The sequence below is a fragment of the Komagataeibacter diospyri genome, from assembly GCF_043995075.1.
In the GTDB taxonomy this organism is placed as follows: Bacteria; Pseudomonadota; Alphaproteobacteria; order Acetobacterales; family Acetobacteraceae; genus Komagataeibacter; species Komagataeibacter diospyri.
Genome location: NZ_CP171836.1, coordinates 3,182,480 through 3,208,276 on the forward strand (window position 1 = coordinate 3,182,480; position 25,797 = coordinate 3,208,276).

Here is a 25,797-nt window from a genome sequence, read left to right on the forward strand (position 1 = left end):
GCGGGGGCAGGCGATGACACGCAAGGTCGCGACGATTTTTGGCGGTTCGGGGTTCGTGGGGCAGTCCGTGGTCGGACGGCTGGCGCGAGCGGGATATGTGGTGCGGGTCGCCGGACGCACTGCAACGAATGCGGCGACACTGCGGATGCTGGGAGATGTGGGGCAGGTGGTGCCTGTCGTCGCGTCCATCACGGATGAAAGCGCGTGCGTCGCCGCGATCGAGGGCAGCAGCCTTGTCATCAACCTGGTGGGAATTCTGTCTCCCCGTGGGGCCGAGACGTTCGAGGCCATCCATGTGGACGGCGCCGCGCGGGTGGCAAGGCTGGCCGCGGCTTCCGGGGCTGAACGTCTGATCCATGTCTCGGCGCTCGGTGCGCACGCCACCAGCCCCTCCGCCTATGCCCGCAGCAAGGCGGAGGGCGAATGCGTGGTCAGCCGTGCGATGCCGGAGGCGGTCATCATCCGTCCCTCGCTCATATTCGGGGTGGATGGTCCTTTTCCCGCCATGTTCGCGCGCATGGCGCGGTTCATGCCCATCGTGCCGGTGTTCGGGGCGGCGACCCGTTTCCAGCCGGTATGGGTGGGCGATGTGGCTGAAGGCATGGCCCGTATCGCAACGGGGGCGGACATGGCGGGGGCCATTTTTGAATTTGGCGGCCCGCAGGTCCTGACCATGCGGCAGATCGTGGCGTGGGCGGCGCGCTGGAGTGGTCATCCGCGTCCGTTATTCGCGGTGCCCCGGTGGCTTGCGACCCTTCAGGGGGCGGTACTGGAACACCTGCCCGGAAAGATGCTGACGCGCGATCAGGTCCGGATGCTGTATGTCGATAATGTCGTGGCCCCCGGCGCGCGCACGCTCGACATGCTGGGCATCACGCCGTCTCCCATGGGACTGGTAATGGGGTGAGTGCCAGAAAACTTGGGATTTTCGCGTATTTCTGGCATTTTCTTTGAATAAGGTCAGTACTGCTGTCTTTTATTTGGGCAGGGTGTTGCGTAGGTCTGTGCCTCGCTGTGGGTGCGTGCCGCGTAACCAGGGCGTCCTTCCATTATGCAGACCAGGGGCAGACCGATGGCCGAGCGCATGCTGAAATTCGTCTCTGTGGCGCAGGAGCAGCCGGACAAACGGCCTGCCGAGGCGCGCCGCAAGGACTTTAACGAGATTTACGCCGAATTCGTGCCGGCCAAGGCCGAAGCGCAGGCCTCGCGCTGTTCGCAGTGCGGCGTGCCGTTCTGTTCGGTGCACTGTCCGCTGGGCAACAACATCCCCGACTGGCTGATGATGACGGCGGCAGGACGGATGGAGGAGGCGTATGAACTGTCGTCCGCCACCAACACCTTCCCCGAAATCTGTGGCCGCATCTGCCCGCAGGACCGTCTGTGTGAAGGCAACTGCGTGATCGAGGAAGGCTTCGAAAGCGTTACCATCGGCGCGGTCGAACGCTACATTACCGACACCGCCTTTGATAACGGCTGGGTCAGGCCGGTGAAGCCGGTCGCCGAGCGTGACGAGAGTGTGGCCATCATCGGCGCAGGCCCCGGTGGCCTGGCTGCCGCAGTCCAGCTGCGCGAGCAGGGTTATCAGGTCCATGTCTATGACCGCTACGACCGTATTGGCGGCCTGCTTATGTATGGCATCCCCGGATTCAAGCTGGAAAAGGACATCGTTCTGCGTCGGCATAAGCTGCTGGTGGACTCGGGCGTCCAGTTCCATCTGGGCAAGGGCATTGGCGATACCGATGGCGCGGACAGCATTGCGTTTTCCACCCTGCGCGCGCGCCATGACGGCGTGCTGATCGCAACGGGTGTTTACAAGTCGCGCGATATTGGCGGCCCCGGCGCGGGTCTTGGCGGTATCGTGCGCGCGCTGGATTACCTGACGGCGTCCAACCGTGTCTCGCTGGGTGACAGGGTCGCGGAATATGATAATGGCGAACTGAATGCTGCGGGCAAGTCGGTCGTGGTGATCGGCGGTGGCGATACGGCCATGGACTGCGTGCGCACCGCGATCCGGCAGGGTGCCAGGTCCGTCAAGTGCCTGTACCGCCGTGATCGGGCGAACATGCCCGGATCGGTGCGTGAGGTGAAGAACGCCGAGGAAGAGGGTGTCGAGTTCGTATGGCTTGCCGCTCCGCAGGGGTTCGAAGGCGAAGGATCTGTAAGCGGCGTGCGCGCCAGTCGCATGAAGCTGGGCCTGCCCGACGCCAGCGGCCGCCAGTCTGTCGAGCCAGTGGAAAACAGCGCCTTCACGCTGGAAGCCGATCTGGTGGTCAAGGCACTGGGCTTCGATCCGGAACCGCTGCCCACGCTGTGGGGCCAGCCGGAACTGGAGGTCTCGCGCTGGGGTACGCTCATGGTCGATCGCAAGACATTCATGACCAGCCTGCCCGGCGTGTTTGCCGCAGGTGACATCGTGCGCGGGGCCAGTCTGGTGGTGTGGGCCATTCGCGACGGGCGTGACGCGGCAGCCCAGATGCACGCATGGCTTGAGGAAATGACGGCCGCACAGGCCGAGGTGGCGGAGTAAGCATGATGGATCAGTTTGAAACCCAGTCCACCGATTTCGTTCAGGAATGGCAGGATAATGCACAGGCCATTTCCGGCCTGTACAGCCCTGCCGATGAACATGATGCCTGTGGCGTGGGCATGGTCGCGGCCCTGGATGGCAGGCCGCGCCGTGACGTGGTGGAAGCTGGCATCGCGGCGCTGAAGGCCGTGTGGCACCGGGGTGCTGTCGATGCCGATGGCAAGACCGGCGACGGCGCGGGCATCCATGTCGAGATTCCGCAGGATTTCTTTGCCGACGCGATCCATGCCGGTGGCGCGGAAAGCGGCGTGGACAGCCAGATCGCGGTGGGCATGATCTTCCTGCCCAAGACCGATATCGCGGCACAGGAACGCTGCCGCCAGATCATCGAAAGCGAGATCCTTGCCTTCGGTTACAGCATCTATGGCTGGCGTCAGGTGCCCATCAACACTGACTGCATCGGGGAAAAGGCCAACGCCACCCGCCCCGAGATCGAACAGATCCTGATCCGCAACCTGCCCGGCAGCACGGAAGACGAATTCGAGCGCGACCTGTATGTGATCCGTCGCAAGATCGAAAAAAGCGCGATTGCCAATCAGGTAGACCTGTATGTGTGTTCGCTGTCGTGCCGGTCGCTGATCTACAAGGGCATGTTCCTGGCCGAACACCTGACGGAATTCTACCCCGACCTGCTTGACCCGCGTTTCGTCAGCCGCTTTGCCATCTATCACCAGCGGTACTCGACCAACACCTTCCCGACATGGAAGCTGGCGCAGCCGTTCCGCAGGCTGGCCCATAATGGTGAGATCAACACCATTTCGGGCAACGTCAACTGGATGAAAAGCCACGAAACCCGTCTGGCCGATCCCATCCTTGACCCGTACATGGATGATCTCAAGCCCGTGGTGCAGGCGCAGGGGTCGGACACGGCATGCTTTGACAACGTGTTCGAACTGCTGACCTTCGCCGGTCGTGACGCACCCATGGCGCGGTGCCTCATGATTCCGGCAAGCGTCGGCGGCAATTCCGCCATGCCGCAGCGGCACAAGGACATGTATTCCTACTGCAACGCCGTGATGGAACCATGGGACGGCCCGGCCGCCCTGTGCGCCACAGACGGCCGGTGGATGGTGGCGGGACTGGACCGCAGTGGCCTGCGCCCGCTGCGCTACACCATTACCGATGGGGGCCTGCTGATCGTGGGTTCTGAAACCGGCATGGTGAAGGTGCCGGAAGCCGAGATCGTAAGCCGTGGCCGCCTTGGACCGGGGCAGTCGCTTGCGCTCGACCTGAAAACCGCGAAGCTCTACAGCAATCAGGAACTGCTTGATGAACTGTCGGGCCGGCAGGATTTCTCGGCCTGGGTCAGGCGCACTCAGGAAATCTCCAGCATTGTCCGCCCTGATGGCAGCGAACCCGTGCTGTATGACGCGGAAAACCTGCGCCGTCGCCAGCTGGCTGTTGGTCTGACGCTGGAAGATCTTGAAACCATCCTGCAGCCGATGGTGGAAACCGCGTCCGAAGCCATCGGGTCAATGGGTGACGATACGCCACTGGCGGTGCTGTCCACCCGTTACCGTGGTCTGGCGCATTACTTCCGTCAGGCGTTCAGCCAGGTCACCAATCCGCCCATCGACAGCCTGCGTGAAACGCGGGTGATGAGCCTCGTGACCCGGCTGGGCAACCTTGGCAACATCCTTGAGGAAAACGAGAGCCAGTGCGACCTGCTCCAGCTTCCCTCCCCGGTGCTGACCACGGGCGAATTCCAGGCGCTGGTCGATTTCTGTGGCAAGAACGCGTGCATCATCGACTGCACCTTTCCCGCAGCCGACGGGGAAGCGGGTTTGCGCGCCGCCATCGCCCGTATCCGTGCCGAGGCCGAGGACCGCGTGCGCCAGGGCTGCACGCATGTGTTCCTGACCGACGAACACCAGTCCGGTGATCGTGCCTATATCCCCATGATCCTGGCTACGGCGGCGGTGCATACGCACCTCGTGCGCCAGTCGCTGCGCACGTTCACATCGCTCAACGTTCGTTCGGCGGGTGCGCTCGATGTACATGCGATTGCGGTGACGATCGGGGTGGGAGCGACCACGGTCAACTCGTACCTGGCGCAGGAAAGCATTGCCGACCGTCACCGCCGCGGCCTGTTCGGCAAGCTGACGCTGAGCGAGTCGGTGGAGCGGTACCGCAAGGCGGTCAACAAGGGCCTGCTGAAGATCATGTCCAAGATGGGTATTTCCATCGTGGCGTCGTATCGTGGCGGCTATAATTTCGAGGCCATCGGGCTGTCGCGCGCGCTGACGGCGGAATTCTTCCCCGGCATGCCTTCGCGTATTTCCGGCATCGGCCTGACCGGCATCGCGCGCAATGTGCTGAGCTTCCATCACAAGGCATGGAACAAACAGGTCGAAACCCTGTCCGTGGGTGGCCGCTACAAGCTGCGCCGCAGCGGTGAAGTGCATGCGTTTGACGGCAACCTGATCCACATGCTGCAGACGGCGGTTTCCACCGGCAGCTTCTCGGTCTACCAGCGTTATGCCGATGCCGTGCGTCGTCAGCCGCCGGTGGCCCTGCGTGACCTGCTGGACTTTCGTGGCGGGCGCACGCCCATTCCCGTGGAATCGGTCGAAAGCATTACCGAACTGCGCAAGCGCCTGATCGCACCCGGCATCTCGCTGGGCGCGCTCAGCCCCGAAGCGCATGAGACGCTGTCCATCGCCATGAACCGCATCGGTGCCAAGTCCGATTCGGGTGAGGGTGGTGAAGACCCCGCACGCGCCAAGCCGCGCCCCAATGGCGACAATGCGTCGTCCGCCATCAAGCAGATCGCGTCGGGCCGTTTTGGCGTGACCGCGCAGTATCTGAACGACTGTCGCGAGATCGAGATCAAGATGGCGCAGGGTGCCAAGCCGGGTGAGGGCGGGCAGCTGCCCGGCTTCAAGGTGACCGGCCTGATCGCGAAGCTGCGCCATGCGACGGAGGGCGTGACCCTGATCTCGCCCCCGCCGCATCATGACATCTACTCGATCGAGGATCTGGCCCAGCTGATCTACGACCTCAAGCAGATCAACCCCGAGGCCACCGTGACCGTGAAGCTGGTCGCGCGTTCAGGCATCGGCACGATCGCGGCAGGCGTGGCCAAGGCCAAGGCGGATGCGATCCTGATTTCGGGCCATTCCGGCGGTACGGGCGCAAGCCCCCAGTCCTCGGTCAAATATGCGGGCATGCCGTGGGAACTGGGTCTGGCGGAGGCGCATCAGGTCCTGATGCTCAACCGCCTGCGGCACCGGGTGAAACTGCGCACCGATGGCGGCCTGAAGACCGGTCGTGACGTAGTGATTGCTGCCATGCTGGGTGCAGAAGAGTTCGGCATTGGTACGGCCAGCCTCGTGGCCATGGGCTGCATCATGGTGCGCCAATGCCATTCCAACACCTGCCCCGTTGGCGTGTGCACGCAGGATGATGAACTGCGCCGCAAGTTCGAGGGCACGCCGGAGAAGGTGATCAACCTGTTCTCCTTCATTGCCGAGGACGTGCGCAACATCCTGGCCTCGCTGGGCTTCACTACGCTCAACGAGATCATCGGTCGCACCGACCTGCTGCACCAGGTGCTGCGTGGTGCGGACTATCTTGATGACCTTGACCTCAACTCGCTGCTGGCACAGGCCGATCCCGGCCCCTATGGCCGCTACTGCACGCGTGAAGGCCGCAACGAGGTGCCCGAGACGCTGGATGCGCAGATGATCGCTGACGCGCGCCCGCTGTTCGACCATGGCGAGAAGATGCAGCTGCAATACAACGTGCAGAACACGCATCGCGCCATCGGCACGCGCATCTCCTCCCTGATCGTGCGGCAGTTCGGCATGACCACGCTGGCGCCGGGGCACCTGACGGTGCGGCTGCGCGGTTCGGCGGGGCAGTCGCTGGGTGCGTTCGCGGTACAGGGCCTCAAGCTTGAGGTGCTGGGCGATGCGAACGACTATGTCGGCAAGGGTCTGTCGGGGGCGACCATCGTGGTGCGGACATCGCCGTCCTCCAGCCTTGTGTCGAATGAAAACGCGATTGTCGGCAACACCGTCCTGTATGGCGCAACAGCCGGTGCGCTGTATGCGGCGGGGCAGGCGGGCGAACGCTTCGCGGTGCGTAACTCCGGCGCCACTGCCGTGGTCGAGGGGTGTGGTTCGAACGGGTGTGAATACATGACCGGCGGTACGGTGGTGATCCTGGGGGAAATTGGCGACAATTTCGGCGCGGGCTTCACCGGCGGCATGGCCTTTGTCTATGACGCCAGCGGCACGTTTGCCGAGCGCGTCAACCCCGATACGGTCATGTGGTGCCGCGTGCAGGACCCGAAATGGGAAGCCATGCTGCGTGAACAGGTGGAAACCCATACACGCGAAACCGGCAGTCGCTATGCCGAGCTGCTGCTGCATAACTGGGATAAGACCCTGCCGCGTTTCTGGCATGTCGTGCCCAAGGAATATGCACGTGTCATCGGGTTCGAAGCCCCCGCCATGGCGCGTGGCGCCTGACCGCAGGGCTGGTTTTCCCTATTGTACAGGCATGGTGGGGCCGGGCAGGAATGTCCGGCCCCATCTGTATTCAGGGCAGAATATCGACGGGCGGGGTCGCGCGTTGCGCCCGGACGCACTAGATTCACCATATGGGAATCGCGGGGCATGCGCATGTGCGCAGGCTTCGCCCGATCTGATGGTTGGTGCTCGATCTATGTCCAAAGCGTATTTTTCCGCCCCCCAGGCCGGTGCCGCCGGTCTTTTCCCCGTGCATGGGAATGCAGGCCAGCCAGCAGGCGGCGCATCCGCACTGGCCGGGCTGCCGCGCTGGGATCTGTCAGACCTGTATGACGGGCCGGATTCGCCGCAGCTTGCAATCGACCTTGATCAGGCAGATGCGGACGCGCAGGCGTTTTCACGCGCATGGCAGGGGCGGCTGGCTGCCGTGACCGGGGGCGAACTGGCGCAGGCCATTGCCGAATACCAGCGGATTGACGAAGTGCTGGGCCGCGCCGGGTCCTATGCCCAGCTTCTGTTCGCGGCCAATACATCGGATTCCGACGTGGCCCGTTTCGCGCAGTCGGTCAATGAACGGCTGACCGCCATTTCCACGCATCTTCTGTTCTTCACACTGGAAATCAACCGGATTTCCGATGACGGACTGGGTGCGCAGATGAGTGACCCGGCCCTTGCGCACTGGGCGCCATTCCTGCGCGACCTGCGGGTGTTCCGTCCCTATCAGCTGTCTGATGAGGTCGAAGCCGTCCTGCACGAAAAATCCGTCACGGGGGCTGCTGCATGGAACCGCCTGTTTGACGAGACGATGGCCGGCCTGCGCGTGCGTGTCGGCGGCGAGGATACCACGCTGGGCAATGCACTGGACACCATGTCCAGCCCGGACCGGACGGTGCGCGAACATGCAGCCCGCGCCATTGGTGATGAACTGGGCCGTAACGTGAAGCTGTTTTCACTGATTACGAACACGCTGGCCAAGGACAAGGCCATTGTGGACGGGTTGCGCCATTACCCGCGTCCGACCTCGGCACGTAACTGCGCCAATATGGTCGAGGATGAAGTTGTCGATGCGCTGGTTCAGGCCGTGACCGAGGCCTATCCCCGCCTGTCCCATCGTTATTATGCGCTCAAGGCCAAATGGCTGGGGCTGGAAAAGCTGGAATACTGGGACCGCAATGCGCCGCTGACCACGCAGGACGAACCGCTGATCCCGTGGGCGGAGGCAACGAAGCAGGTCATGACGGCCTATGAGGGTTTCGATCCGCGCATGGGCACGGTGGCGAAGCAGTTTTTCGACCACGCATGGATCGATGCCCCTCCCGTGCCGGGCAAGGCGTCAGGCGCGTTTGCCCACCCTGCCGTGCCATCGGTGCATCCCTACCTGCTGCTCAATTACCGTGGGCGCACGCGCGACGTGATGACGCTGGCGCATGAACTGGGCCATGGCGTGCATCAGGTGCTGGCGGGAAAGCAGGGTTACCTTATGTCCAGCACGCCGCTGACACTGGCGGAAACCGCCAGCGTGTTTGGTGAAATGCTGACCTTCCGCGCGCTGCTCGACGCCCAGACCGATCCCCAGCGGCGCAGGCTCATGCTGGCGGCCAAGGTGGAGGACATGCTCAACACCGTCGTGCGCCAGATCGCCTTCTACCGTTTTGAGATGCTGGTGCATGAAGAACGCCGCCATGGCGAACTGCTGCCCGCCCGTATCGGGGAAATCTGGCGCCAGACACAGGTCGAAAGCCTTGGCCCGGCCTTCAATTTCACGCCAGATTACGATGTGTACTGGACCTATATCCCCCATTTCATCCATTCACCGTTCTATGTGTATGCCTATGCCTTTGGCGATTGTCTGGTAAACGCGCTATATGGGGTGTTCCGGTCCGGCCATCCGGGTTTTCAGGACAAGTATCTCGACATGCTGAAGGCTGGCGGGACCAGACGGCATCGTGAACTGCTGGCCCCCTTCGGGCTGGATGCGGCGGATCCCGGGTTCTGGCAGAAGGGGCTGGATGTGATCGCCGGATTTATTGATGAACTGGAGCGTGTCTGACGTGGCGGATGAACGGAATATCGATAATACCGGCCTGTTTGGTGAATTCCGTCGCATGGTGCGCACATCGGGGACTGTGGGTGGCATTGCCGCGCGTATCGCCGGGCACAAGATGGGTTTCCGCTCCAACCAGTCCATCCATGCCGAGGATCTGAAAAGCGTCCTTGGCGGGCTGAAGGGGCCGCTGATGAAGGGTGCGCAGCTTCTGTCCACCATTCCCGGTGCCCTGCCGGAGGAATATGCCAAGGAACTGGCGCAGCTTCAGGCCAATGCGCCGCCCATGGGATGGAACTTCGTCCGCCGCCGCATGTCCGCCGAACTGGGGCCGAACTGGGAGCGCAATTTCCGCTCTTTCAACCGCGAGGCGTCGGCTGCCGCAAGTCTTGGGCAGGTGCATCGTGCGGTGCTGCCTGACGGGCGCGAGGTCGCGTGCAAGCTGCAGTACCCGGACATGAAATCCACGGTCGAATCCGACCTCAAGCAGTTTCGCCTGGCAGTGAGCCTGTTCTACCGGCTGGACAGCACGATCTGTCAGGATGACGTGCTGGAGGAACTGCAGGACCGGCTGTATGAGGAACTGGACTATCTGCGTGAAGCCGCGAACATGCGGCTGTATCACCTGATGCTGTCGGAATTCGAGGACATCACCATTCCCCAGCCGGTGGACGCGTTGTGTACCCAGCGTCTGCTGACCATGGAATGGGTCAATGGACGTGGCATCCAGCAGGTGCTGGACACCAATCCCACGCAGGAGGAGCGCAACCGCATGGCCCGCGCCCTGTTCCGCGCGTGGTATGCGCCGCTGTACCGGTATGGCGTCATCCATGGTGACCCGCATATGGGCAATTTCACCGTGCGCGATGATTACGGCATCAACCTGCTGGATTTCGGTGCGATCCGGATTTTTCCCTCACGCTTCGTGCAGGGCATCATCGATCTGCACCGCGCGATCGAGACGGATGACGAGGATCTGGCCATGCATGCGTATGAAGCATGGGGCTTCGTCAACCTGTCGCGTGATACGGTGCGGGTGCTTAATGAATGGGCGCGCTTCATCTATGGCCCGCTGCTTGATGACCGGGAACGCTTCATTCAGGAAGATAACGACCCCCAGTATGGCCGCGCCGTGGCCGAACGCGTCTATAATGGCCTGAAACGCACCGGAGGCGTGCAGCCGCCGCGTGAATTCGTGCTGGTGGACCGTTCCGCCGTGGGGCTGGGCAGCGTGTTCCTGCGCCTGAAGGCCAAGGTGAACTGGCACGAACTGTTTCAGGAACTGGCTGGCGACTTTAACGAGGCCGCGCTGGCCCGCAGGCAGGCCGAAGCCCTGCGCACCGCCAGGGTGCCTGCGCCGCTCGGGTCACGGAACTGAAGGAAAAGGGGACAAGACACCGACACGGCGCCCTTGTGTCGCGGCGGTTGCGTCCCCACTGTCTGTAGCCATGGCAACAGCATCGCGCAGCAAGAAGAAAAAGACGACTGACATTGATCCGGCGGACATGCCTGTCCTGTTCCAGCCCGAACGTCAGCCCGCAAAACCCAAGACCAACAAATTCAGGGTCCATTCCCCCTATGAACCCGCAGGCGACCAGCCCACGGCCATTGCCGAACTGGTCAGCGGCGTGGAGGGGGGCGAACGCGATCAGGTCCTGCTGGGCGTGACCGGGTCGGGCAAGACCTTCACCATGGCCAAGATCATCGAGGCGACGCAGAAGCCGACGCTGGTGCTTGCCCCCAACAAGACGCTCGCCGCCCAGCTTTATGCGGAAATGAAGCAGTTCTTTCCCGATAACGCGGTCGAGTATTTTGTCAGCTACTACGATTACTACCAGCCCGAAGCGTATGTGCCCCGGTCGGATACGTATATCGAAAAAGACAGCCAGATTAACGAACAGATCGACCGTATGCGCCATGCCGCAACGCAGGCGCTGCTGGAACGCAACGATGTCATCATCGTCGCTTCGGTGTCGTGCATCTACGGTATCGGCTCGGTCGAGACCTATTCGCGCATGGTGGTCAAGCTGGAGGTCGGTGGTGAAATCGACCGCGACAGGCTGATAAAGGGGCTGGTTGAACTGCAGTACCGCCGCAATGACGCGGCCTTCCAGCGCGGCACCTTCCGCGTGCGTGGCGAGACGATTGATGTCTTTCCCGTCCAGAACGAGGATCGCGCCTGGCGCATCAGCCTGTTTGGCGACGAGATTGATGAAATCATCGAATTCGACCCGCTGACGGGTGAAAAGACCGGTGACCTGGAATCCATCAGCATTTACGCCAACAGCCATTACGTTACCCCGCGCCCCACGCTGACGCAGGCGATGACGGGCATAAAGCAGGAACTGCGCGAAACGCTGGCCCGCTTTACCGGGGAAGGCAAGCTGCTGGAAGCCGAGCGGCTGCAGCAGCGCACGACTTTCGACCTTGAAATGATCGAGACGACAGGCGTGTGCAAGGGGATCGAGAACTATTCACGCTACCTGTCCGGTCGCGCACCGGGTGAACCGCCGCCCACCCTGTTTGAATACCTGCCCGAGGATGCGCTGCTGATCGTGGATGAAAGCCACGTGACCGTGCCGCAGATTGGCGGGATGGAACGGGGCGATCACGCACGTAAATCCGTGCTGGCGGAATTCGGCTTTCGCCTGCCGTCCTGCCTTGATAACCGTCCGCTGACCTTTGCTGAATGGGATTCCTACCGTCCCCAGACCGTGTTCGTCAGTGCCACCCCCGGTCCGTGGGAAATGCGCCGTACTGATGGCGTGTTCGCTGAACAGGTCATCCGCCCGACGGGCCTGATCGATCCGGTCACCATTGTCCGCCCTGTCGAACATCAGGTGGATGACCTGCTGGCCGAATGCCGCCTGACCATTGCCGATGGCGGGCGCGTGCTGGTCACGACGCTGACCAAGCGCATGGCCGAAGACCTGACCGAATACATGAACGAAGCCGGTATCCGCGTGCGCTACCTGCATTCGGATGTGGATACGCTGGAACGCATCGAGATCATCCGTGACCTGCGGCTTGGCGCGTTTGACGTGCTGATTGGCATCAACCTCCTGCGTGAGGGGCTGGATATTCCCGAATGCTCGCTGGTCGCCATTCTGGATGCGGACAAGGAAGGCTTCCTGCGCTCACGCACGTCGCTGATCCAGACGATCGGGCGCGCCGCGCGTAACGTGGATGGCCGGGTACTGCTATATGCCGACAAGATGACCGACAGCCTTGCCTACGCCATCGAGGAAACCGCCCGCAGGCGCGAAAAGCAGAGCCTGTGGAACGAGGAACACGGCATTACCCCCCAATCGGTGCGCAAGCATATCGGGGAGGCCATATCCTCGGTGTTCGAGCAGGATTACGTCACCGTCACGCCCACGGCGGATGGCAGCGTGCAGGAAATGGTGGGCAAGGACTACAAGGCGGCGATTGCCGATCTGGAAAAGAAGATGCGCGCGGCTTCGGCCGAACTGGAATTCGAGACCGCGGCCCGTCTGCGCGACGAAATCCGCAGGCTGGAGGCGCTGGAGCTGGGCATGGAACCACCGCCCCTGCCGCAATCCAGCGCGGGACGGCCGGGCACCAGCCCGAAGGCAATAGCCCGGCGCAACCGTGGCCCGGTGCCGCTGGGTCCGGGGGGCGGTGGCTATGACCCCGATCAGGCAAAGGGAAGGGGAAAGCGGCGTGGACGATAGGACAGGCGCACAGCCCCAGCCCTGCGCCGGACAGCGGGAACGGAGCATGTCCCCCACGCTGGAGCTGCGTGCAGGCGGCATGAGCCTTGGTCTGCTGCCCGAGGTTGGGGGCAGTATCGCGTTCTGGCGTAACGGGGCGGGCATGGAATTCCTGCGTCCCGTCAGTGATCCGCATCTTGTGGCCCAGCACGGTCGCGCGGTGGCGGGTTATCCGCTGGTGCCGTTTTCCAACCGGGTGGCGGGTGATCATTTCCATTTCGAAGGGGTGGACTACCACCTTGCCCCCAGCTTCGCGGGGGAAGACTGCGCCATTCATGGCAATGGATGGCAGCGGCGGTGGCGAATCGCGCTATTGTCCGACAGCAGCGCGACCCTGGCCCTCGATCATACCCCGTCTGGTGCCTATGCGGGACAGTGGCCATTCAGCTATCGCGCCCAGCTACGTTATGACCTGCATGAAGCGGGACTGTCGATCGGGATCCTGCTGGAAAATACCGATACGCGTGACCAGCCGGTGGGCATTGGCTTCCATCCCTATTTTCCCCGTCATTCGGGGCTGAAACTGGGGTTCGTCGCAAGCAGCGTGTGGACAAACGGGCCGGATCACCTGCCACTGCTGCGGATCCCGGCGGAAGGGGACTGGTCATTCGCCCATATGCGCGACGCAGGCCATGCGCCGATCGACAACTGTTACGCCGGGTGGTCGGGCAGCGCCTTCCTGCGCTGGCCACGGGCAGGATATGCCCTGACGGTGGAAGGCAGCCCGGAACTTTCCCACCTCGTGCTGTTTACGCCACCGGAACTGCCCTATATCGGGCTGGAGCCGGTCAGCAACATGAATGACGGCTTCAACCGCACCACCATCGCCGATAGCGGCGTGCGCGCGCTGGCGCCCGGACAGGTGATGGAAGGGCATGTTCGCATGACGGTGGCACGATGCTGACGACCCGCCCGCAACCCGCAGCGAAAGGGGGCAGGCCGACACAGGGCGGTCTGTCATGTTATATTACACCCGGCGGTATCGCTGCCATGCGCGAAGAACTCAACGCCCTGCTGCGTGACGAACGGCCAAAGATCGTGGAAATCGTGTCCTGGGCGGCAGGTAATGGCGACCGGTCGGAAAATGGTGATTACCAGTATGGCAAGCGTCGCCTGCGTGAAATTGATCGCCGCATCCGGTTCCTGACCAGGCGCATCGATAACGCCATCATTGTCGACCCGTCGGCCCAGCCGCAGCGCAACCGTGTGTTTTTTGGCGCGACGGTCACCTATGTCACTGAACGTGACGAGGAACGGACCGTTACCATACTTGGCGTGGATGAAGCCGATATGGCGGCTGGCCAGATCAGTCTTGTCTCCCCCGTTGCGCGGGCGCTCATGCGTGCGGGTGTGGGGGATGAGGTCCGTCTGGTCACTCCGCGTGGCGAGGAAATGATCGAGGTCCTCGCCATTTCCTATCCATCCACGCCGTAAGAAGGGGGCTGGCCGTGGGGGCAAAGGCATATTATGACGTTTGTTCCCGATTGGCCCTGCCCCCTGGCTGCCAGCATGAACCAGCCCTGTTCCGCGTGGAGAAAACCTGCCTATGTCACGCCCCCTGAAGGTTGCTGTCCAGATGGACCCGCTTGGCGGTATCGACATCAACGGTGATTCCACTTTTGCCATGATGCTGGAGGCGCAGGCCCGGGGATATGAACTGTTTGTCTATCAGGTCGAGGCCCTGAGCCTGAGCGAGGGACGGACCGCGCCACAGGGTGGCCAGCGCACCGACCGCGTCACCGCCCGTGCCCGTCCGGTCACGGTGCGGCGCAGGGCAGGCGACCATGCGGCCTTCGGGCCGGAACAGGTCATCAACCTTGCTGATATGGACGTGGTGCTGATGCGTCAGGATCCGCCATTCGACATGGCCTATATTACCGCGACCCATATTCTTGAACATATCCATGGCATCGGACCGGATCGCGCGCTGGTGGTGAACAACCCCGCCGCCGTGCGCAATGCGCCTGAAAAGATACTGGTCACGCATTATCCCGACCTCATGCCGCCCACGCTGGTGACATGGGATGTGAAGGCGATACTGGAATTTCGTGCAAAATGGCGCGACATCATCGTAAAACCGCTGTTTGGCAACGGGGGGGCAGGCGTTTTCCGTATCCGGGAAGACGATCCCAACCTGAACGCCCTGCTGGAAATGCATTTTGCCCGGTCACGTGAACCGCTGATGATCCAGCGCTACGAACCCGCCGTGCGGCGTGGCGACAAGCGCATTATCCTGGTTGATGGCGTGCCGGTGGGTGCGATTGACCGGATCCCGGCGGAAGGGGAGACGCGGTCGAACATGCATGTGGGCGGCAGGCCGGTGCGTGCGGAACTGACTGCGCGGGACCGGGAAATCTGTGACACGATCGGCCCGATGCTGCGTGAACAGGGACTTATTTTTGTCGGAATCGACGTGATTGGTGAATGGTTGACCGAAATCAATGTCACCTCACCGACCGGCCTGCAGGAAATCGACCGTTTTGACGGTATCAATACCGCGGGTCTGATATGGGATGCGATCGTGTCCCGTCTGGTCACGGGCGGCGTGGACGCGTAGGAATTGGGAAACGGTGTCCATGGCAGGCACGATGGTCGTGGCTGTCGTGCCATGTGGCATGGCATCGGGCAGGGATTACGGACGGTCGCACGGGCCGGGTGGCGCGTGGGCAGGTCAGGTGGAAGTGTAATGCAGCAGAACGGGACGGATTTGATCATGGCGGATGCAGCACGGGAGCGGGCCGGATGTGCCGTCTTCCATGGCCTTGGCATGGGAGCAGCCTGATGAGTGACGTTCTGCATGATGAGGCTGCCGAGAAAGTCGTGGAAATACCTTCCCCCAAATCCGCGCTGGACGCGGCTGCGGTCAAGGCGGCGTACCGCCGCTGGGCCAGCGTGTATGATGCCGTATTCGGCAGCATTTCAGCCTTCGGGCGCAAGCGCGCGGTCGAAGCCGTCAACACCCTGCCCGGTTCGCGGGTGCTGGAAGTGGGCGTGGGCACGGGTCTTGCGCTGCCGTATTACCGCAAGGACAAGCATATTACCGGCATCGACCTGTCCGGTGACATGCTGGAACGCGCACGCCTGCGCGTAAGGCGGCAGCATCTGTCCAACGTGGATGACCTGCTGGAAATGGATGCCGAGGCAACGAAGTTTGCCGATGGCACGTTCGATATCGCGGTGGCGATGTTTGTCGCGTCCGTCGTGCCGCATCCGCGTGCGCTGCTGGCGGAACTCAAGCGTGTGGTCAAGCCGGGTGGGCATATCCTGTTCGTCAATCACTTCCTGGCGCAGGGCGGTGTGCGGCTGGCGGTTGAACGCGGCATGGCGCGGGCTTCGCACTCGCTGGGGTGGCATCCCGATTTTGCCATTGAATCGCTGCTGCCGCCCGCTGACCTGCGGCGTGCGACGCTGCAGCCGGTGCCGCCTGCTGGACTGTTCACCCTGGTCACGCTGCCGCGCGAAGCGGATAGCTGTGCCAGTCCCATGGTGGCATAAATCCCGCAGCGGACGGCCAGCCCTGTCCCTGTGACAGGGCTGAAATGACGATTGCGCGACCACAGGAGCGGCCCACAGGGTCGTTTTTGTGTATAAGGCGCGGTATATGATGAAATCATGGTAACGATTGGCCATGCCAGACACCGGCGCATGGCAGCAGGGAGTACATCGTATGCCCACAGGCACACAGTTCGGGGCAGATACGGTGCGGGAGGCTGGCGGATCCTGTGGCTACAGGACGGTTGGCATGCTGTACCTTGTCATGGCGATTGTGGCTGGAATGGTCGGTGGCCTGCTGGCTGTCGGTCTTCAGGCCGGCCTGCTGCCACAGACGCTGACCGACGCATGGGCCGGGGGTGATATCGCTGGCGCCGCAGGGCGCATCGGTCGCCGCCATGGCATGATGATGGTGTTCTTCTGTGCGCTGCCAGCCCTGTTCGGCGGGTTCGGCAACTGGTTCGTGCCACTGCTGCTGCGTGCCCGCGCACTGGCCTTCCCGCGCATGGCGCTGGCGGGGTGGGGTCTTGTGGCTACCAGTTTCGTGGCCGTCCTTGCGGGACTTTCCCCTGCCGTGCCCGCCCAGGTTTCGCTGCTGGCGCTGGTGGCATGGTGCCTTGGCATGCTGCTGCAGGCCATCAACATGGTCGCCACTGTCCTGAATATGGGGCCGATGGGCCAGCGCCTGCGTGACATGCCCATATTCGTATGGGCGCAGGGGCTGACGGCCATGATGGCTGTCATGGTCATGCCGGTGCTGGCTGGCGGGCTGACACGCATCGTAATGGCCGGTGGTGACATGTCCGGACAGATCGATGGCCTGCTGCATGTTTTCGCCGGGCCTGAAATCGCGTTGCTGCTGCTGCCGTCCATCGGAATCGTTTCCCAGATTATCGAAACGTTTTCCCATGCCCCCCTGCAGATGCCGCGCGTGGTGCTGGGTGCGCTGGTCGTCATGTCCGTCGGTGGGGGTTCGGTATGGGTGCATGACCTGCTGCATGGTGGTCTGGCGCAGATGGCGGCCCCGGCGGCCATTGTCCAGCTTGGGCTGATCGTCCTGCCGGTGCTGGCTGTTCTGGTGGCATGGGCGCGCACGGTACGGGCCGGGCATGTCCGTGCCTCGGTTCCCATGGAATGGGCCGCAGGGTTCGTGGCGCTGCTGCTGGCGGGGTCTGGCATGTCGCTGCTGCCCGGCGGCATGGCGGATGTGCATGCGGCAACGCTGTATGCCGCAGTATTCGCGCTGTTCGCCGGTTTCTATTACTGGATTGGCAAGATGATGGGCCATGTCGCCCCGGTGGGCGCCAGCCGCGTCCATTTCGGGCTGACGGTTGGGGGAACAATCCTGTCGCTTATGGCGTTCCATGGGCCGCTTGGTGTTATTGGCGCGGTGCTGATGGGACTGTCCGTCGTGGTGTTTGCCGGAATCGTGGTGCGCGTTGGCATGGAACCCGGCACGTCGCTGCCCGCCAATTACTGGGGACCGGGTGCGCGCACCCCTGAATGGCAGGCGCCATCCCCCACGCGTGGAGATGCATGAGCATGAGTGGCGCCATCACAACGCCCGACGCGGCTGAAACCGCCGCCATTACCTATGATGCCGCGCGCGTTGGCACGGAAGCCCGCGACTGGCTGGTGCTGCTCAAGCCGCGTGTCATCTCACTGGTGGTGTTCACCGGCGCGGCAGGCCTGTACATGGCGCCAGGACCGATTAACCCGCTGGTGGCGGCTGTCAGCATCCTGTGCATATGCATGGCGTCGGGGGCTGCCGGTGCGATCAACATGTGGTATGACCGCGATATCGACGCGGTGATGAAGCGCACCGTGACCCGTCCCATTCCCAACGGGCGTGTCAGTCCCGATGCGGCGCTGGGTTATGGCATCGGCCTGTCGGTGGCGTCTGTTATCCTGATGTGGCTTGCCACCAATGCCCTGGCTGCGGGTATCCTTGCGTTTTCCATTTTCTTCTATGCCGTCATCTACACCATGTGGCTGAAGCGTTCGACGCCGCAGAACATCGTGATCGGCGGGGCCGCAGGTGCGTTTCCGCCCATGATCGGGTGGGCAGCCGCTACCGGGTCGATGGCGGTCATGCCGGTGGTGATGTTTGGCATCATCTTTCTGTGGACGCCGCCACATTTCTGGTCGCTGTCGCTTTATGCGTGCAAGGATTACGGCCGGGCTGGCATTCCCATGCTGCCGGTGGTGCGTGGAGCGCGGCATACGCGGTGGCAGATTCTGTGGTACACGATCATCCTGACCGCCGTGTCGCTGGTGCCGTCCTTCATGCATCTGGCGGGCTGGCTGTACACGGTCGTGGCCAGCGTGCTGGGGGCAGGGTTCATCTGCTGCGCCATCGGGGTGCTGCGTGACCGGCAGGACACAAGTGGTGTCAGCCTGACGGGTGATGGACCGGCACGCCGCTCGTTCCGCTATTCGCTGGCGTATCTGTTCTTCCTGTTCCTTGGCCTGCTGGCCGACCATGCCTTTATCGCCCACTGATCGGGCAGTTTCTAGCCATACGGGAGTTCGGGCAGATGGATCAGGCAACGACGGTGCAGGTTACCCCGCAGATGGAAGCGCAGGAGGCGGCGCGTCGGCACAAGGGGCGTATCCGCGCCGTGGCGATTACGCTGTCGGCGCTGGCGGCCATCCTGTATGCGCTCAGCCTTGCGCATATATAAAAGTGCGTTCCAAAATCACTTACTTATAAAAAATAGAAGTTTTTGGTGAAGCTTTTTTCAAAAGCTTTAGAAAACGTCGCCTTTCTGAAAAAAGGCAACATGATTTGCTGGATATGATCGGTGTGACACTGCTCCCGCTCGCGGTTCAGTCGGGACGGTCATAAAAAAGGCCCGCATCAGGTGATGCGGGCCTTTTCCTGTCCAGATATGAACCGGGTCAGCGGCGTGGGGTCTGCTGGATGGCGGACAGCAGCCATGTGCCTGTCCCGGCCGAGCGGACGAATGTCCACAGTTCGGTCACGGTGGTACGGTTGCTGGGGTCGCCTTCAATTACGCGGCCCGTCATGTCGGTTGTGATGTCGATCATGGAATACTGCATGGCGACGGTGGCATAATCAAACCCGTTTTCGCGCCAGCTTTCCACCAGATCGCCGCGATCAAACCGGATATCCGACACCACGTTTCGTGCGCCGCGGCTGGCCAGATCATTCAGCTGACTGCTGAAATAGGACACCATTTCCGGCGTGGCCATGTGCTGCATGGCCCCAACATTCTGCTGGCTCCATGCCGTCTGGATATTGATCAGCGCCTGCTGGAAGGCCTGGTAATCGGCTGCCGTAATGGCGACACTTACCGGCTGCTGGCCGCCCTGTGGCACAGGCCCCGCACCCGGGCGCTGCATGCCAAACGGCATGGCGCTGCCGGCATTGGCACGATTTCCGGCAAAACGGCGGATGGCCCAGCGAACGATAAAGAAGACCAGGGCCAGCTGGATCAGCAGGCCAAGGAAACCGCTGCCCCCCATGCCGGATCCGAACATGCCATGACCGAACATCATGCCAAACAGGCCCGCGCCGATCAGGCCGCCCATGAAGCCACTCATGAACGGGCGACGGGGCTGTGCCATGGCCATTGCGCCACCAAACGGCGCACGCGCGCCGTAGCCAGGCGTGGGCTGCGGGCGGGGCGTCATGGTACGCTGGAACGGGGTTGCGCCAAACGGGGCGGTCTGTGATGGCGCGGGCGCACTATAGGTACGGGATCCACGGCTGCCCATGGAGAAGCCACCACCAGCGCGGGCGTCGGCTACATCGGGATGGGCCAGTAGCGGCAGCATGGTCAGGGCCGCGCTGGCAGCGAGGACGATGCTTTTACGCGGCATCAGGCGCGAGGAATTCTTTTTCATCTGGGTCAGGGTATCTGCAATCCTGTGTCGGAACCATCATTATCCTGCGGCCTGCATTATCCTGGGCCACCTGTTGCAAATATAAGTAAGCCCGCGCCCCCATAACAGGGGCAACGGGCTTACAGAAACATGAAATCACAGAAAGGATAAGTTACGCCCCTGCAATCACCATGTCGTCAATACGGATGGTCGGCGCATTGGTGGACTGGCGGAAGACCAGGTCATTGGCCGGGACCAGACGGGCAAACATGTCATTCAGGTTGCCCGCAACCGTCAGTTCGGCCACCGGTTCGGCCAGTACGCCATTCCGGATCATGAAGCCCGCAGCCCCCCGGCTGTAATCGCCGGTAATACCGTTGATGGCCGATCCCATCATCTCGGTTATGTAAATCCCTTCCTTTATGTCCGCCATCAGGGCGGCAGGCGTCAGGTCGCCGGGCTGCATGAACATGTTGCCAAGCGATGGCGCAGGCGGCCCCGACGTGCCCCGGCTGGCGCAGCCATTGGGCTTCAGCCCCAGCTGCCGGGCGGAGCGTGAGTCGAGCGCCCATGTCTTCAGCACGCCATCTTCCACCAGCGTGCGGGTGGCGGTCAGCATGCCTTCGCCATCGAACGGGCGCGCGCCGGGACCACGCACACGGCGTGGGTTGTCAATGATGGTGATGCCGGCAGGCATGATGCGGCTGTCCATCTTTTCCTTGAGGAAAGAGGTCCCGCGCGCGATGGCGATGCCGTTGATCGCCCCTGACAGGTGGCCCAGCAGGCTGGTGGACACACGCGGGTCCAGCACGATGGGCATGCGCCCCGTGCGCGGACGCACCGGGTTCAGGCGGGCTACCGTACGTTCCCCCGCACGGCGGCCGATCAGACCCGCATCCTCAAGATCGGACAGGTGTACAGCGGAATGATAGTCGTAATCCCGTTCCATCTTCGTGCCGCTGCCCGCAACAGCACTGGCGGAGACGGAATGGCTGGTCCGTGCATACCGTCCCGAAAATCCGGCGGATGTCATGAGGATGATGTCCGACAGTCCGAAGCTTGCGGATGCGCCATTGCTGTTGGTGATGCCTGTTACCGCCAGTGCCGCTTCCTCCGCCACGCGCGCGCGGGTTACGAGGTCGGTGGTGGGGACTTCGGTCGGGTCGAACAGGTCCAGCCCGCTGGCGTCGGTAAAGGTGGTCGCGGCTTCGGCGCATAATCCGGCAAAGCGGTCCTCGGGCACCACGCGGGCCATGGCGACGGCGCGTTCGGCCAGCGTATCAAAACGTTCGGGGTCCAGCGCCGTGGCCGAGACAATGGCCGAACGCTGCCCGACAAAGACCCGCAGGCCAAGGTCGCAGGTTTCTGAGCGTTCAAGGTCTTCGGTCTGCCCATTGCGCACCTGCGCACCGTGGGCGACGCGGGTGACGTAGATTGCATCCGCCGCATCGGCCCCTGCCGTACGGGCACGGGTGATGAGGGTGGAAATCAGGTCGAGTGGTTCGGTACTCATGCCGCCAGCGCCCCCGTGATGCTGTCGAGGGAAGGAATATGGCTGACCGGCCCGAGGGAGGCGAGCGTCGGCCTGCCGCTGAAGATGCGCGTTGCGACACGCTGCACATCGGCGATTGTGACAGCGTCGATCCGGCGCACGGTTTCCGCAGTCGGGATCAGGCGGCCAAAGACCTGCAACTGCCGGGCCAATTGTTCACACCGGCTGCCCGTACTTTCCAGTGACATGAGCAGCGAGGATTTGAGCTGCGCACGCGCACGCCCCAGTTCCGCGTCCGTTACCGTATGGCGGACCTTGCGCAGTTCCTCCAGCGTCACGGGGACAAGGTCGGCCACCTGTGCTTCCCCCGTGCCGGCATAGATGCCGAACAGCCCGCCCTGACGGAAGGGCGCGTTGAAGGAATAGACGGAATAGACAAGTCCCCGCTTTTCCCGGATTTCCTGAAACAGCCGCGAGGACATGCCGCCACCCAGTAGCGTGGACAGCAGCAGGGCCGGGTAATAGTCCGGATCGCCATAAGGCATGGACGGGAAGCCCAGCACGATATGGGCCTGATCCAGTTCGCGTTCGCGGGTAAACGCACCGCCTACATAATTGACGGCGGGCTGTGGCGGGACCGTACCGGTGGGCAGGTCCGCGAAATGCTGCCGCACCAGATCCACCACGCGGTCGTGTTCAAGGTTGCCCGCCGCCGCGACGATGGTGTTGCCCGCGCGGTAATGGGTGCCCATGTAGTTGACCAGCGTTGCGCGCGACATGGTCTGGATGCCCGCTTCCGTGCCCAGCGTGGGGCGCCCCATCGGCTGGTCGGGAAAGGCGGTTTCCTGGAAATGGTCGAATACGATGTCATCGGGCGTGTCATTCGCCTGCCCGATTTCCTGCAGGATTACGCCGCGTTCGCGCTCCAGCTCATCCGGCGCAAGCGTGCTGTGGGTCAGGATATCCCCGATGATGTCCGCACCCAGCGACAGGTTCTCCTTCAGCAGCTTGACGTAATATGCCGTGTGCTCACGCGCGGTGTAGGCGTTGATATGGCCGCCCACGTTCTCGATTTCCTCGGCAATGCCCACGGCGGTGCGGGTGCCCGTGCCCTTGAACGCCATGTGTTCGAGGAAATGGGACACCCCGTTTTCGGGCGCGGTTTCATTGCAGGTGCCCGCGGCGACATACGCCCCGAGGGACACGGTCTCCACCCGGTCCATCCGTTCGGTCACGATGGTCAGGCCGGAATCCAGTCGGGTCACATTGATCAGGTCGGTCATGCTGGTCCTGCGGGCGACGTGGCGCATCATGGCCCCATGCCGCCCCTTGCTTGCGTAAGATGGAAAAAGGAAAGGAGTGGGATCAGCCCGCCTTGCTGTTGGACAGGACCGCCGCGCGCACCCTGTCCTCGATCATGCCCAGATCGGCTGGTACCACGCTGTACCGTTCGGGCCGGTCATACAGGTCGGCCAGTGATGCGGGCAGGGCGGGGCGGATGCCGGTTGCCAGTTCCATCGCATCGGGAAACTTGGCGGGGTGGGCAGTTGACATGGCCACCATGGGAATCCCGGGTTCGCGGAAGGTGCGGCCAGCAGCGATGCCAATGGCCGTGTGCGGGTCGGCAAGGTAGTGGCTGCGGGTGTTCAGCATGCGGATTTCCGCCTCCGTCGCGGCGTCATCCAGCGAAATGCCGTGGAACAGCGCATTGGCGCGGTCCCAGACCGGGGTGGACACCTTCATCACGCCGGTCTTGCGGAAATCGGTCATGACGCGCGCGCACTCGGTGGCGTTGCGGTCCAGCAGTTCGAACAGCAGGCGTTCGAAGTTGGACGACACCTGAATATCCATCGACGGCGACAGGCTGGGCACTACGCCGTGGATGCTCATGTCGTTTTCGTTCAGGAAGCGCGAGAGGATATCGTTGCGGTTGGACCCCACGCATAGCGCGCGGATGGGCAGGCCCATGCGGCGGGCGACCCATGCGGCCAGCACGTTGCCGAAATTACCCGTGGGCACGGCAAACGATACCTCGCGGTCCGGCGCACCCAGCGCCAGGGCGGCGTAGACATAATACGGCACCTGGGCTGCGATACGCGCCCAGTTGATGGAATTGACCGCCGAGAGGTGCATGTCGGTGCGGAAGGGCGCATCGGCGAACATCGCCTTGACCAGATCCTGGCAGTCATCAAACGTGCCCTGCACCGCAAGGTTGGTCACGTTGGGTTCCAGCACGGTGGTCATCTGCCGGCGCTGCACTTCCGATGTGCGGCCCTCGGGGTGCAGGATCACCACGTTCAGACGCTTCCGGCCACGGCATGCCTCGATCGCAGCCGAGCCGGTATCACCCGAGGTCGCACCCACGATGGTGACCTTCTCGTCACGTTCGTTCAGCACATGGTCAAACAGGCGGCCAAGCAGCTGCATGGCCATGTCCTTGAACGCCAGCGTCGGGCCGTGGAACAGTTCCTGCACGAACAGTCCGTCTTCCACCTGCGTCAGCGGCACGATGGCCGGATGGTCGAATCGGCTATAGGCATCACGGCACAGCTTCAGCAGCACGTCATGCGTGATCGACCCTTCGGCAAAGGGGGCGATGATGCGGGCCGCAAGCTCGGGGTAAGGCAGGCCGCGCAGGTCGCGCCACTGGGCCACCGACAGTTCGGGCCAGCTTTCGGGCAGGTACAGGCCACCGTCCTCTGCCAGCCCCGCCAGCAGAACGGACGAAAAATCGCGGACGGGGGCATTCCCCCGGGTAGAAATATAGCGCATTGCACCATCATAATCCCAACCGCCCCCCGCGCGAAGGGGGCGGATGCGGCGCGCGGTGCAATTCCGCGCGTGGTGTGTCAGAATTTCGGTGGTGGCAGGTTGCCGATATTGATGCGGTAGATATGTACCGGCCACTGGATGGCGTTATGCCCGCCATTCAGCGGTGCGGTGCGGTCAAGCTGGGATGCGGGCACATAAAGCTGCCCGTCGCCGGTCGCGAACGACCCGCCGGGCCAGTGCAGGCGCGGGTCGGTCACGATTTTCTGGTAAACGCGATCAGGCATCAGGCGGAAGATGCTGCCGGTGGACACGTCATTGAAATACAGCGTGCCATCCGGCCCGACGGTGATGCCGCCCAGCGGTGGCGTCTTGTACCACAGGGTGGGGCCTTCCTCCAGTTCGATGGGGGTAACCTTCGGGTCCACCAGCAGGTCTGTGTCCAGCTTGTAAACGGGACCGCATAGCGGCTCGAAATACAGCCACTGGCCATCGGCACTTATGTCCATCTGGCTGATATTGATGATGGCGGTGTGTCCTGCCGGGTTGGTCGCCACCTTGCCGTCGACCGTAATGGGCTGGTGCGCGGTCAGGGCGGGCGTGTGTTCCATAAGGCGGCGCTGGATGTTGGTGTCCAGCCTGACCACGATCATGGCGGGGATGCCGGAATCCCCGATGAAGGCATGCCCGCGCGCAATACGCATGGTGGCGGCATAACTGCCCGCGCGCAGCATGCCGGGATTGAGTGGCCATGTCTGCATGACCTGACCGGTATGGCTGTCGATCTTCACGATCTTGGGGCCACCTTCTTCCGGTTTGCCTGCCGGGTCGGGCTGTCCGCTATCCAGCACCCACAGCGTGCCATCGGGCTGGAGCTGGATATCGGACGGGGCGACCAGCCGGTCTGCCGCTGGTGTGGCAGGATCATTCCATGAATTGTCGGGATAGGGATGGGGCGTATTGTCCCCGTCCACCAGCGCCAGCCCCGGGCCGCTATTCCCTGCCCAGCGCGGCAGTTCCACCAGCAGCTGTCCGTCCGGCAGTACGACCACCCGATCCCATGCGGCGGTTGAGGAGGACGCTACGTCCTCCAGCACTGCAGGCGGGTTGAGTGGCGGCGCGGGTTTGGCCGCATGGGCCGTATGGGGCGCGCCCAGCAGGCAGGTACCGCAGGCAAGGAGAAAACCCGCGGAGCGCAGGTGGCGGATGGCAGATGGAGATTTCGCGTACATCGCGCGTTATCTCGTCACGAACCGCGGCGATTGGCAAGGGGGGCATGCGGCATGTCCGCCCTGTCGTACAGGACTGTTGGGGGAGGCTGCCTGTCAATCAAGAACGCCGCCTTTATTGGAAAA

Annotated in this window: 18 protein-coding genes; 13 read left to right on the plus strand and 5 right to left on the minus strand. The window is 62.8% G+C overall.

What is annotated here, in order from left to right:
• The first annotated feature begins 13 nt into the window (after positions 1-13).
• From ACE2AA_RS14870 to ACE2AA_RS14930, 13 genes are all read left to right on the plus strand, one after another.
• Complete coding sequence (locus tag ACE2AA_RS14870) at positions 14-907, plus strand: complex I NDUFA9 subunit family protein (RefSeq protein WP_141302364.1); 894 nt, start codon at positions 14-16, stop codon at positions 905-907.
• 165 nt (positions 908-1,072) lie between these two features.
• Positions 1,073-2,527, plus strand: coding sequence for an NAD(P)-dependent oxidoreductase (locus ACE2AA_RS14875; protein WP_141302366.1), 1,455 nt, complete (start codon positions 1,073-1,075; stop codon positions 2,525-2,527).
• Between the two features lie 5 nt (positions 2,528-2,532).
• The gene (gltB, locus tag ACE2AA_RS14880) at positions 2,533-7,062 is read left to right on the plus strand and encodes a glutamate synthase large subunit (protein ID WP_395372227.1); all 4,530 of its coding nucleotides are present in this window, start codon (positions 2,533-2,535) and stop codon (positions 7,060-7,062) included.
• Positions 7,063-7,258: 196 nt separating this feature from the next.
• On the plus strand, positions 7,259-9,112 hold the full coding sequence (locus tag ACE2AA_RS14885) for a M3 family oligoendopeptidase (protein ID WP_141262197.1): 1,854 nt from the start codon (positions 7,259-7,261) through the stop codon (positions 9,110-9,112).
• Positions 9,093-10,484 carry an ABC1 kinase family protein gene (locus ACE2AA_RS14890; RefSeq protein ID WP_395370303.1) on the plus strand — a complete coding sequence of 464 codons (1,392 nt, stop codon included), beginning with the start codon at positions 9,093-9,095 and terminating at the stop codon, positions 10,482-10,484. Before ACE2AA_RS14885 ends, ACE2AA_RS14890 begins: the two co-directional genes overlap by 20 nt.
• A gap of 70 nt (positions 10,485-10,554) precedes the next feature.
• Positions 10,555-12,801: an excinuclease ABC subunit UvrB gene (gene uvrB, locus ACE2AA_RS14895; RefSeq protein WP_395370305.1), complete on the plus strand. Its 2,247-nt coding sequence runs from the start codon at positions 10,555-10,557 to the stop codon at positions 12,799-12,801.
• Between the two features lie 46 nt (positions 12,802-12,847).
• Positions 12,848-13,744, plus strand: coding sequence for an aldose 1-epimerase (locus ACE2AA_RS14900; RefSeq protein ID WP_395372229.1), 897 nt, complete (start codon positions 12,848-12,850; stop codon positions 13,742-13,744).
• Positions 13,738-14,274, plus strand: a complete 537-nt coding sequence (greB, locus tag ACE2AA_RS14905) for a transcription elongation factor GreB (RefSeq protein ID WP_395370307.1) — start codon at positions 13,738-13,740, stop codon at positions 14,272-14,274. The genes ACE2AA_RS14900 and greB overlap by 7 nt, the downstream gene beginning before the upstream one ends.
• Positions 14,275-14,386: 112 nt before the next feature.
• Positions 14,387-15,397: a glutathione synthase gene (gshB, locus tag ACE2AA_RS14910; protein WP_141262201.1), complete on the plus strand. Its 1,011-nt coding sequence runs from the start codon at positions 14,387-14,389 to the stop codon at positions 15,395-15,397.
• A 224-nt stretch (positions 15,398-15,621) separates the two neighbouring features.
• On the plus strand, positions 15,622-16,335 hold the full coding sequence (locus ACE2AA_RS14915) for a class I SAM-dependent methyltransferase (RefSeq protein WP_141262202.1): 714 nt from the start codon (positions 15,622-15,624) through the stop codon (positions 16,333-16,335).
• Positions 16,336-16,507: 172 nt separating this feature from the next.
• Positions 16,508-17,872, plus strand: a complete 1,365-nt coding sequence (locus tag ACE2AA_RS14920; protein WP_227002511.1) for a cbb3-type cytochrome c oxidase subunit I — start codon at positions 16,508-16,510, stop codon at positions 17,870-17,872.
• A 2-nt stretch (positions 17,873-17,874) separates the two neighbouring features.
• Positions 17,875-18,834, plus strand: a complete 960-nt coding sequence (cyoE, locus tag ACE2AA_RS14925; protein ID WP_141262203.1) for a heme o synthase — start codon at positions 17,875-17,877, stop codon at positions 18,832-18,834.
• A gap of 35 nt (positions 18,835-18,869) precedes the next feature.
• Positions 18,870-19,016 carry a hypothetical protein gene (locus ACE2AA_RS14930; RefSeq protein ID WP_395370309.1) on the plus strand — a complete coding sequence of 49 codons (147 nt, stop codon included), beginning with the start codon at positions 18,870-18,872 and terminating at the stop codon, positions 19,014-19,016.
• A 217-nt stretch (positions 19,017-19,233) separates the two neighbouring features.
• Here ACE2AA_RS14930 and ACE2AA_RS14935 read toward each other — a convergent pair whose 3' ends face one another.
• From ACE2AA_RS14935 to ACE2AA_RS14955, 5 genes are all read right to left on the minus strand, one after another.
• A complete protein-coding gene (locus ACE2AA_RS14935; protein WP_395370311.1) occupies positions 19,234-20,202 on the minus strand; it encodes a Tim44-like domain-containing protein in 969 nt (322 codons plus the stop codon).
• A 151-nt stretch (positions 20,203-20,353) separates the two neighbouring features.
• Positions 20,354-21,694 (minus strand): TldD/PmbA family protein, encoded by a 1,341-nt coding sequence (locus ACE2AA_RS14940; protein WP_395370312.1) that lies wholly within the window; start codon positions 21,692-21,694, stop codon positions 20,354-20,356.
• Positions 21,691-22,956: a pitrilysin family protein gene (locus ACE2AA_RS14945; RefSeq protein ID WP_141302510.1), complete on the minus strand. Its 1,266-nt coding sequence runs from the start codon at positions 22,954-22,956 to the stop codon at positions 21,691-21,693. Before ACE2AA_RS14945 ends, ACE2AA_RS14940 begins: the two co-directional genes overlap by 4 nt.
• Before the next feature lie 82 nt (positions 22,957-23,038).
• Positions 23,039-24,445 (minus strand): threonine synthase, encoded by a 1,407-nt coding sequence (thrC, locus tag ACE2AA_RS14950; protein WP_141302380.1) that lies wholly within the window; start codon positions 24,443-24,445, stop codon positions 23,039-23,041.
• A gap of 77 nt (positions 24,446-24,522) precedes the next feature.
• Positions 24,523-25,674 carry an L-dopachrome tautomerase-related protein gene (locus ACE2AA_RS14955; protein WP_395370315.1) on the minus strand — a complete coding sequence of 384 codons (1,152 nt, stop codon included), beginning with the start codon at positions 25,672-25,674 and terminating at the stop codon, positions 24,523-24,525.
• Between the last annotated feature and the right edge of the window lie 123 nt (positions 25,675-25,797).

Coding starts and splice junctions, on each gene's coding strand:
- greB (WP_395370307.1), top strand. CDS start 13,738: ATGCTGACGACCCGCCCGCAACCCGCAGCGAAAGGGGGCAGGCCGACA.
- ACE2AA_RS14940 (WP_395370312.1), bottom strand. CDS start 21,694: ATGAGTACCGAACCACTCGACCTGATTTCCACCCTCATCACCCGTGCC.
- gltB (WP_395372227.1), top strand. CDS start 2,533: ATGGATCAGTTTGAAACCCAGTCCACCGATTTCGTTCAGGAATGGCAG.
- ACE2AA_RS14930 (WP_395370309.1), top strand. CDS start 18,870: ATGGATCAGGCAACGACGGTGCAGGTTACCCCGCAGATGGAAGCGCAG.
- ACE2AA_RS14915 (WP_141262202.1), top strand. CDS start 15,622: ATGAGTGACGTTCTGCATGATGAGGCTGCCGAGAAAGTCGTGGAAATA.
- thrC (WP_141302380.1), bottom strand. CDS start 24,445: ATGCGCTATATTTCTACCCGGGGGAATGCCCCCGTCCGCGATTTTTCG.
- cyoE (WP_141262203.1), top strand. CDS start 17,875: ATGAGTGGCGCCATCACAACGCCCGACGCGGCTGAAACCGCCGCCATT.
- ACE2AA_RS14885 (WP_141262197.1), top strand. CDS start 7,259: ATGTCCAAAGCGTATTTTTCCGCCCCCCAGGCCGGTGCCGCCGGTCTT.
- ACE2AA_RS14890 (WP_395370303.1), top strand. CDS start 9,093: ATGAACTGGAGCGTGTCTGACGTGGCGGATGAACGGAATATCGATAAT.
- ACE2AA_RS14935 (WP_395370311.1), bottom strand. CDS start 20,202: ATGAAAAAGAATTCCTCGCGCCTGATGCCGCGTAAAAGCATCGTCCTC.
- uvrB (WP_395370305.1), top strand. CDS start 10,555: ATGGCAACAGCATCGCGCAGCAAGAAGAAAAAGACGACTGACATTGAT.
- ACE2AA_RS14955 (WP_395370315.1), bottom strand. CDS start 25,674: ATGTACGCGAAATCTCCATCTGCCATCCGCCACCTGCGCTCCGCGGGT.
- ACE2AA_RS14870 (WP_141302364.1), top strand. CDS start 14: ATGACACGCAAGGTCGCGACGATTTTTGGCGGTTCGGGGTTCGTGGGG.
- gshB (WP_141262201.1), top strand. CDS start 14,387: ATGTCACGCCCCCTGAAGGTTGCTGTCCAGATGGACCCGCTTGGCGGT.
- ACE2AA_RS14945 (WP_141302510.1), bottom strand. CDS start 22,956: ATGACCGACCTGATCAATGTGACCCGACTGGATTCCGGCCTGACCATC.
- ACE2AA_RS14920 (WP_227002511.1), top strand. CDS start 16,508: ATGCCCACAGGCACACAGTTCGGGGCAGATACGGTGCGGGAGGCTGGC.
- ACE2AA_RS14875 (WP_141302366.1), top strand. CDS start 1,073: ATGGCCGAGCGCATGCTGAAATTCGTCTCTGTGGCGCAGGAGCAGCCG.
- ACE2AA_RS14900 (WP_395372229.1), top strand. CDS start 12,848: ATGTCCCCCACGCTGGAGCTGCGTGCAGGCGGCATGAGCCTTGGTCTG.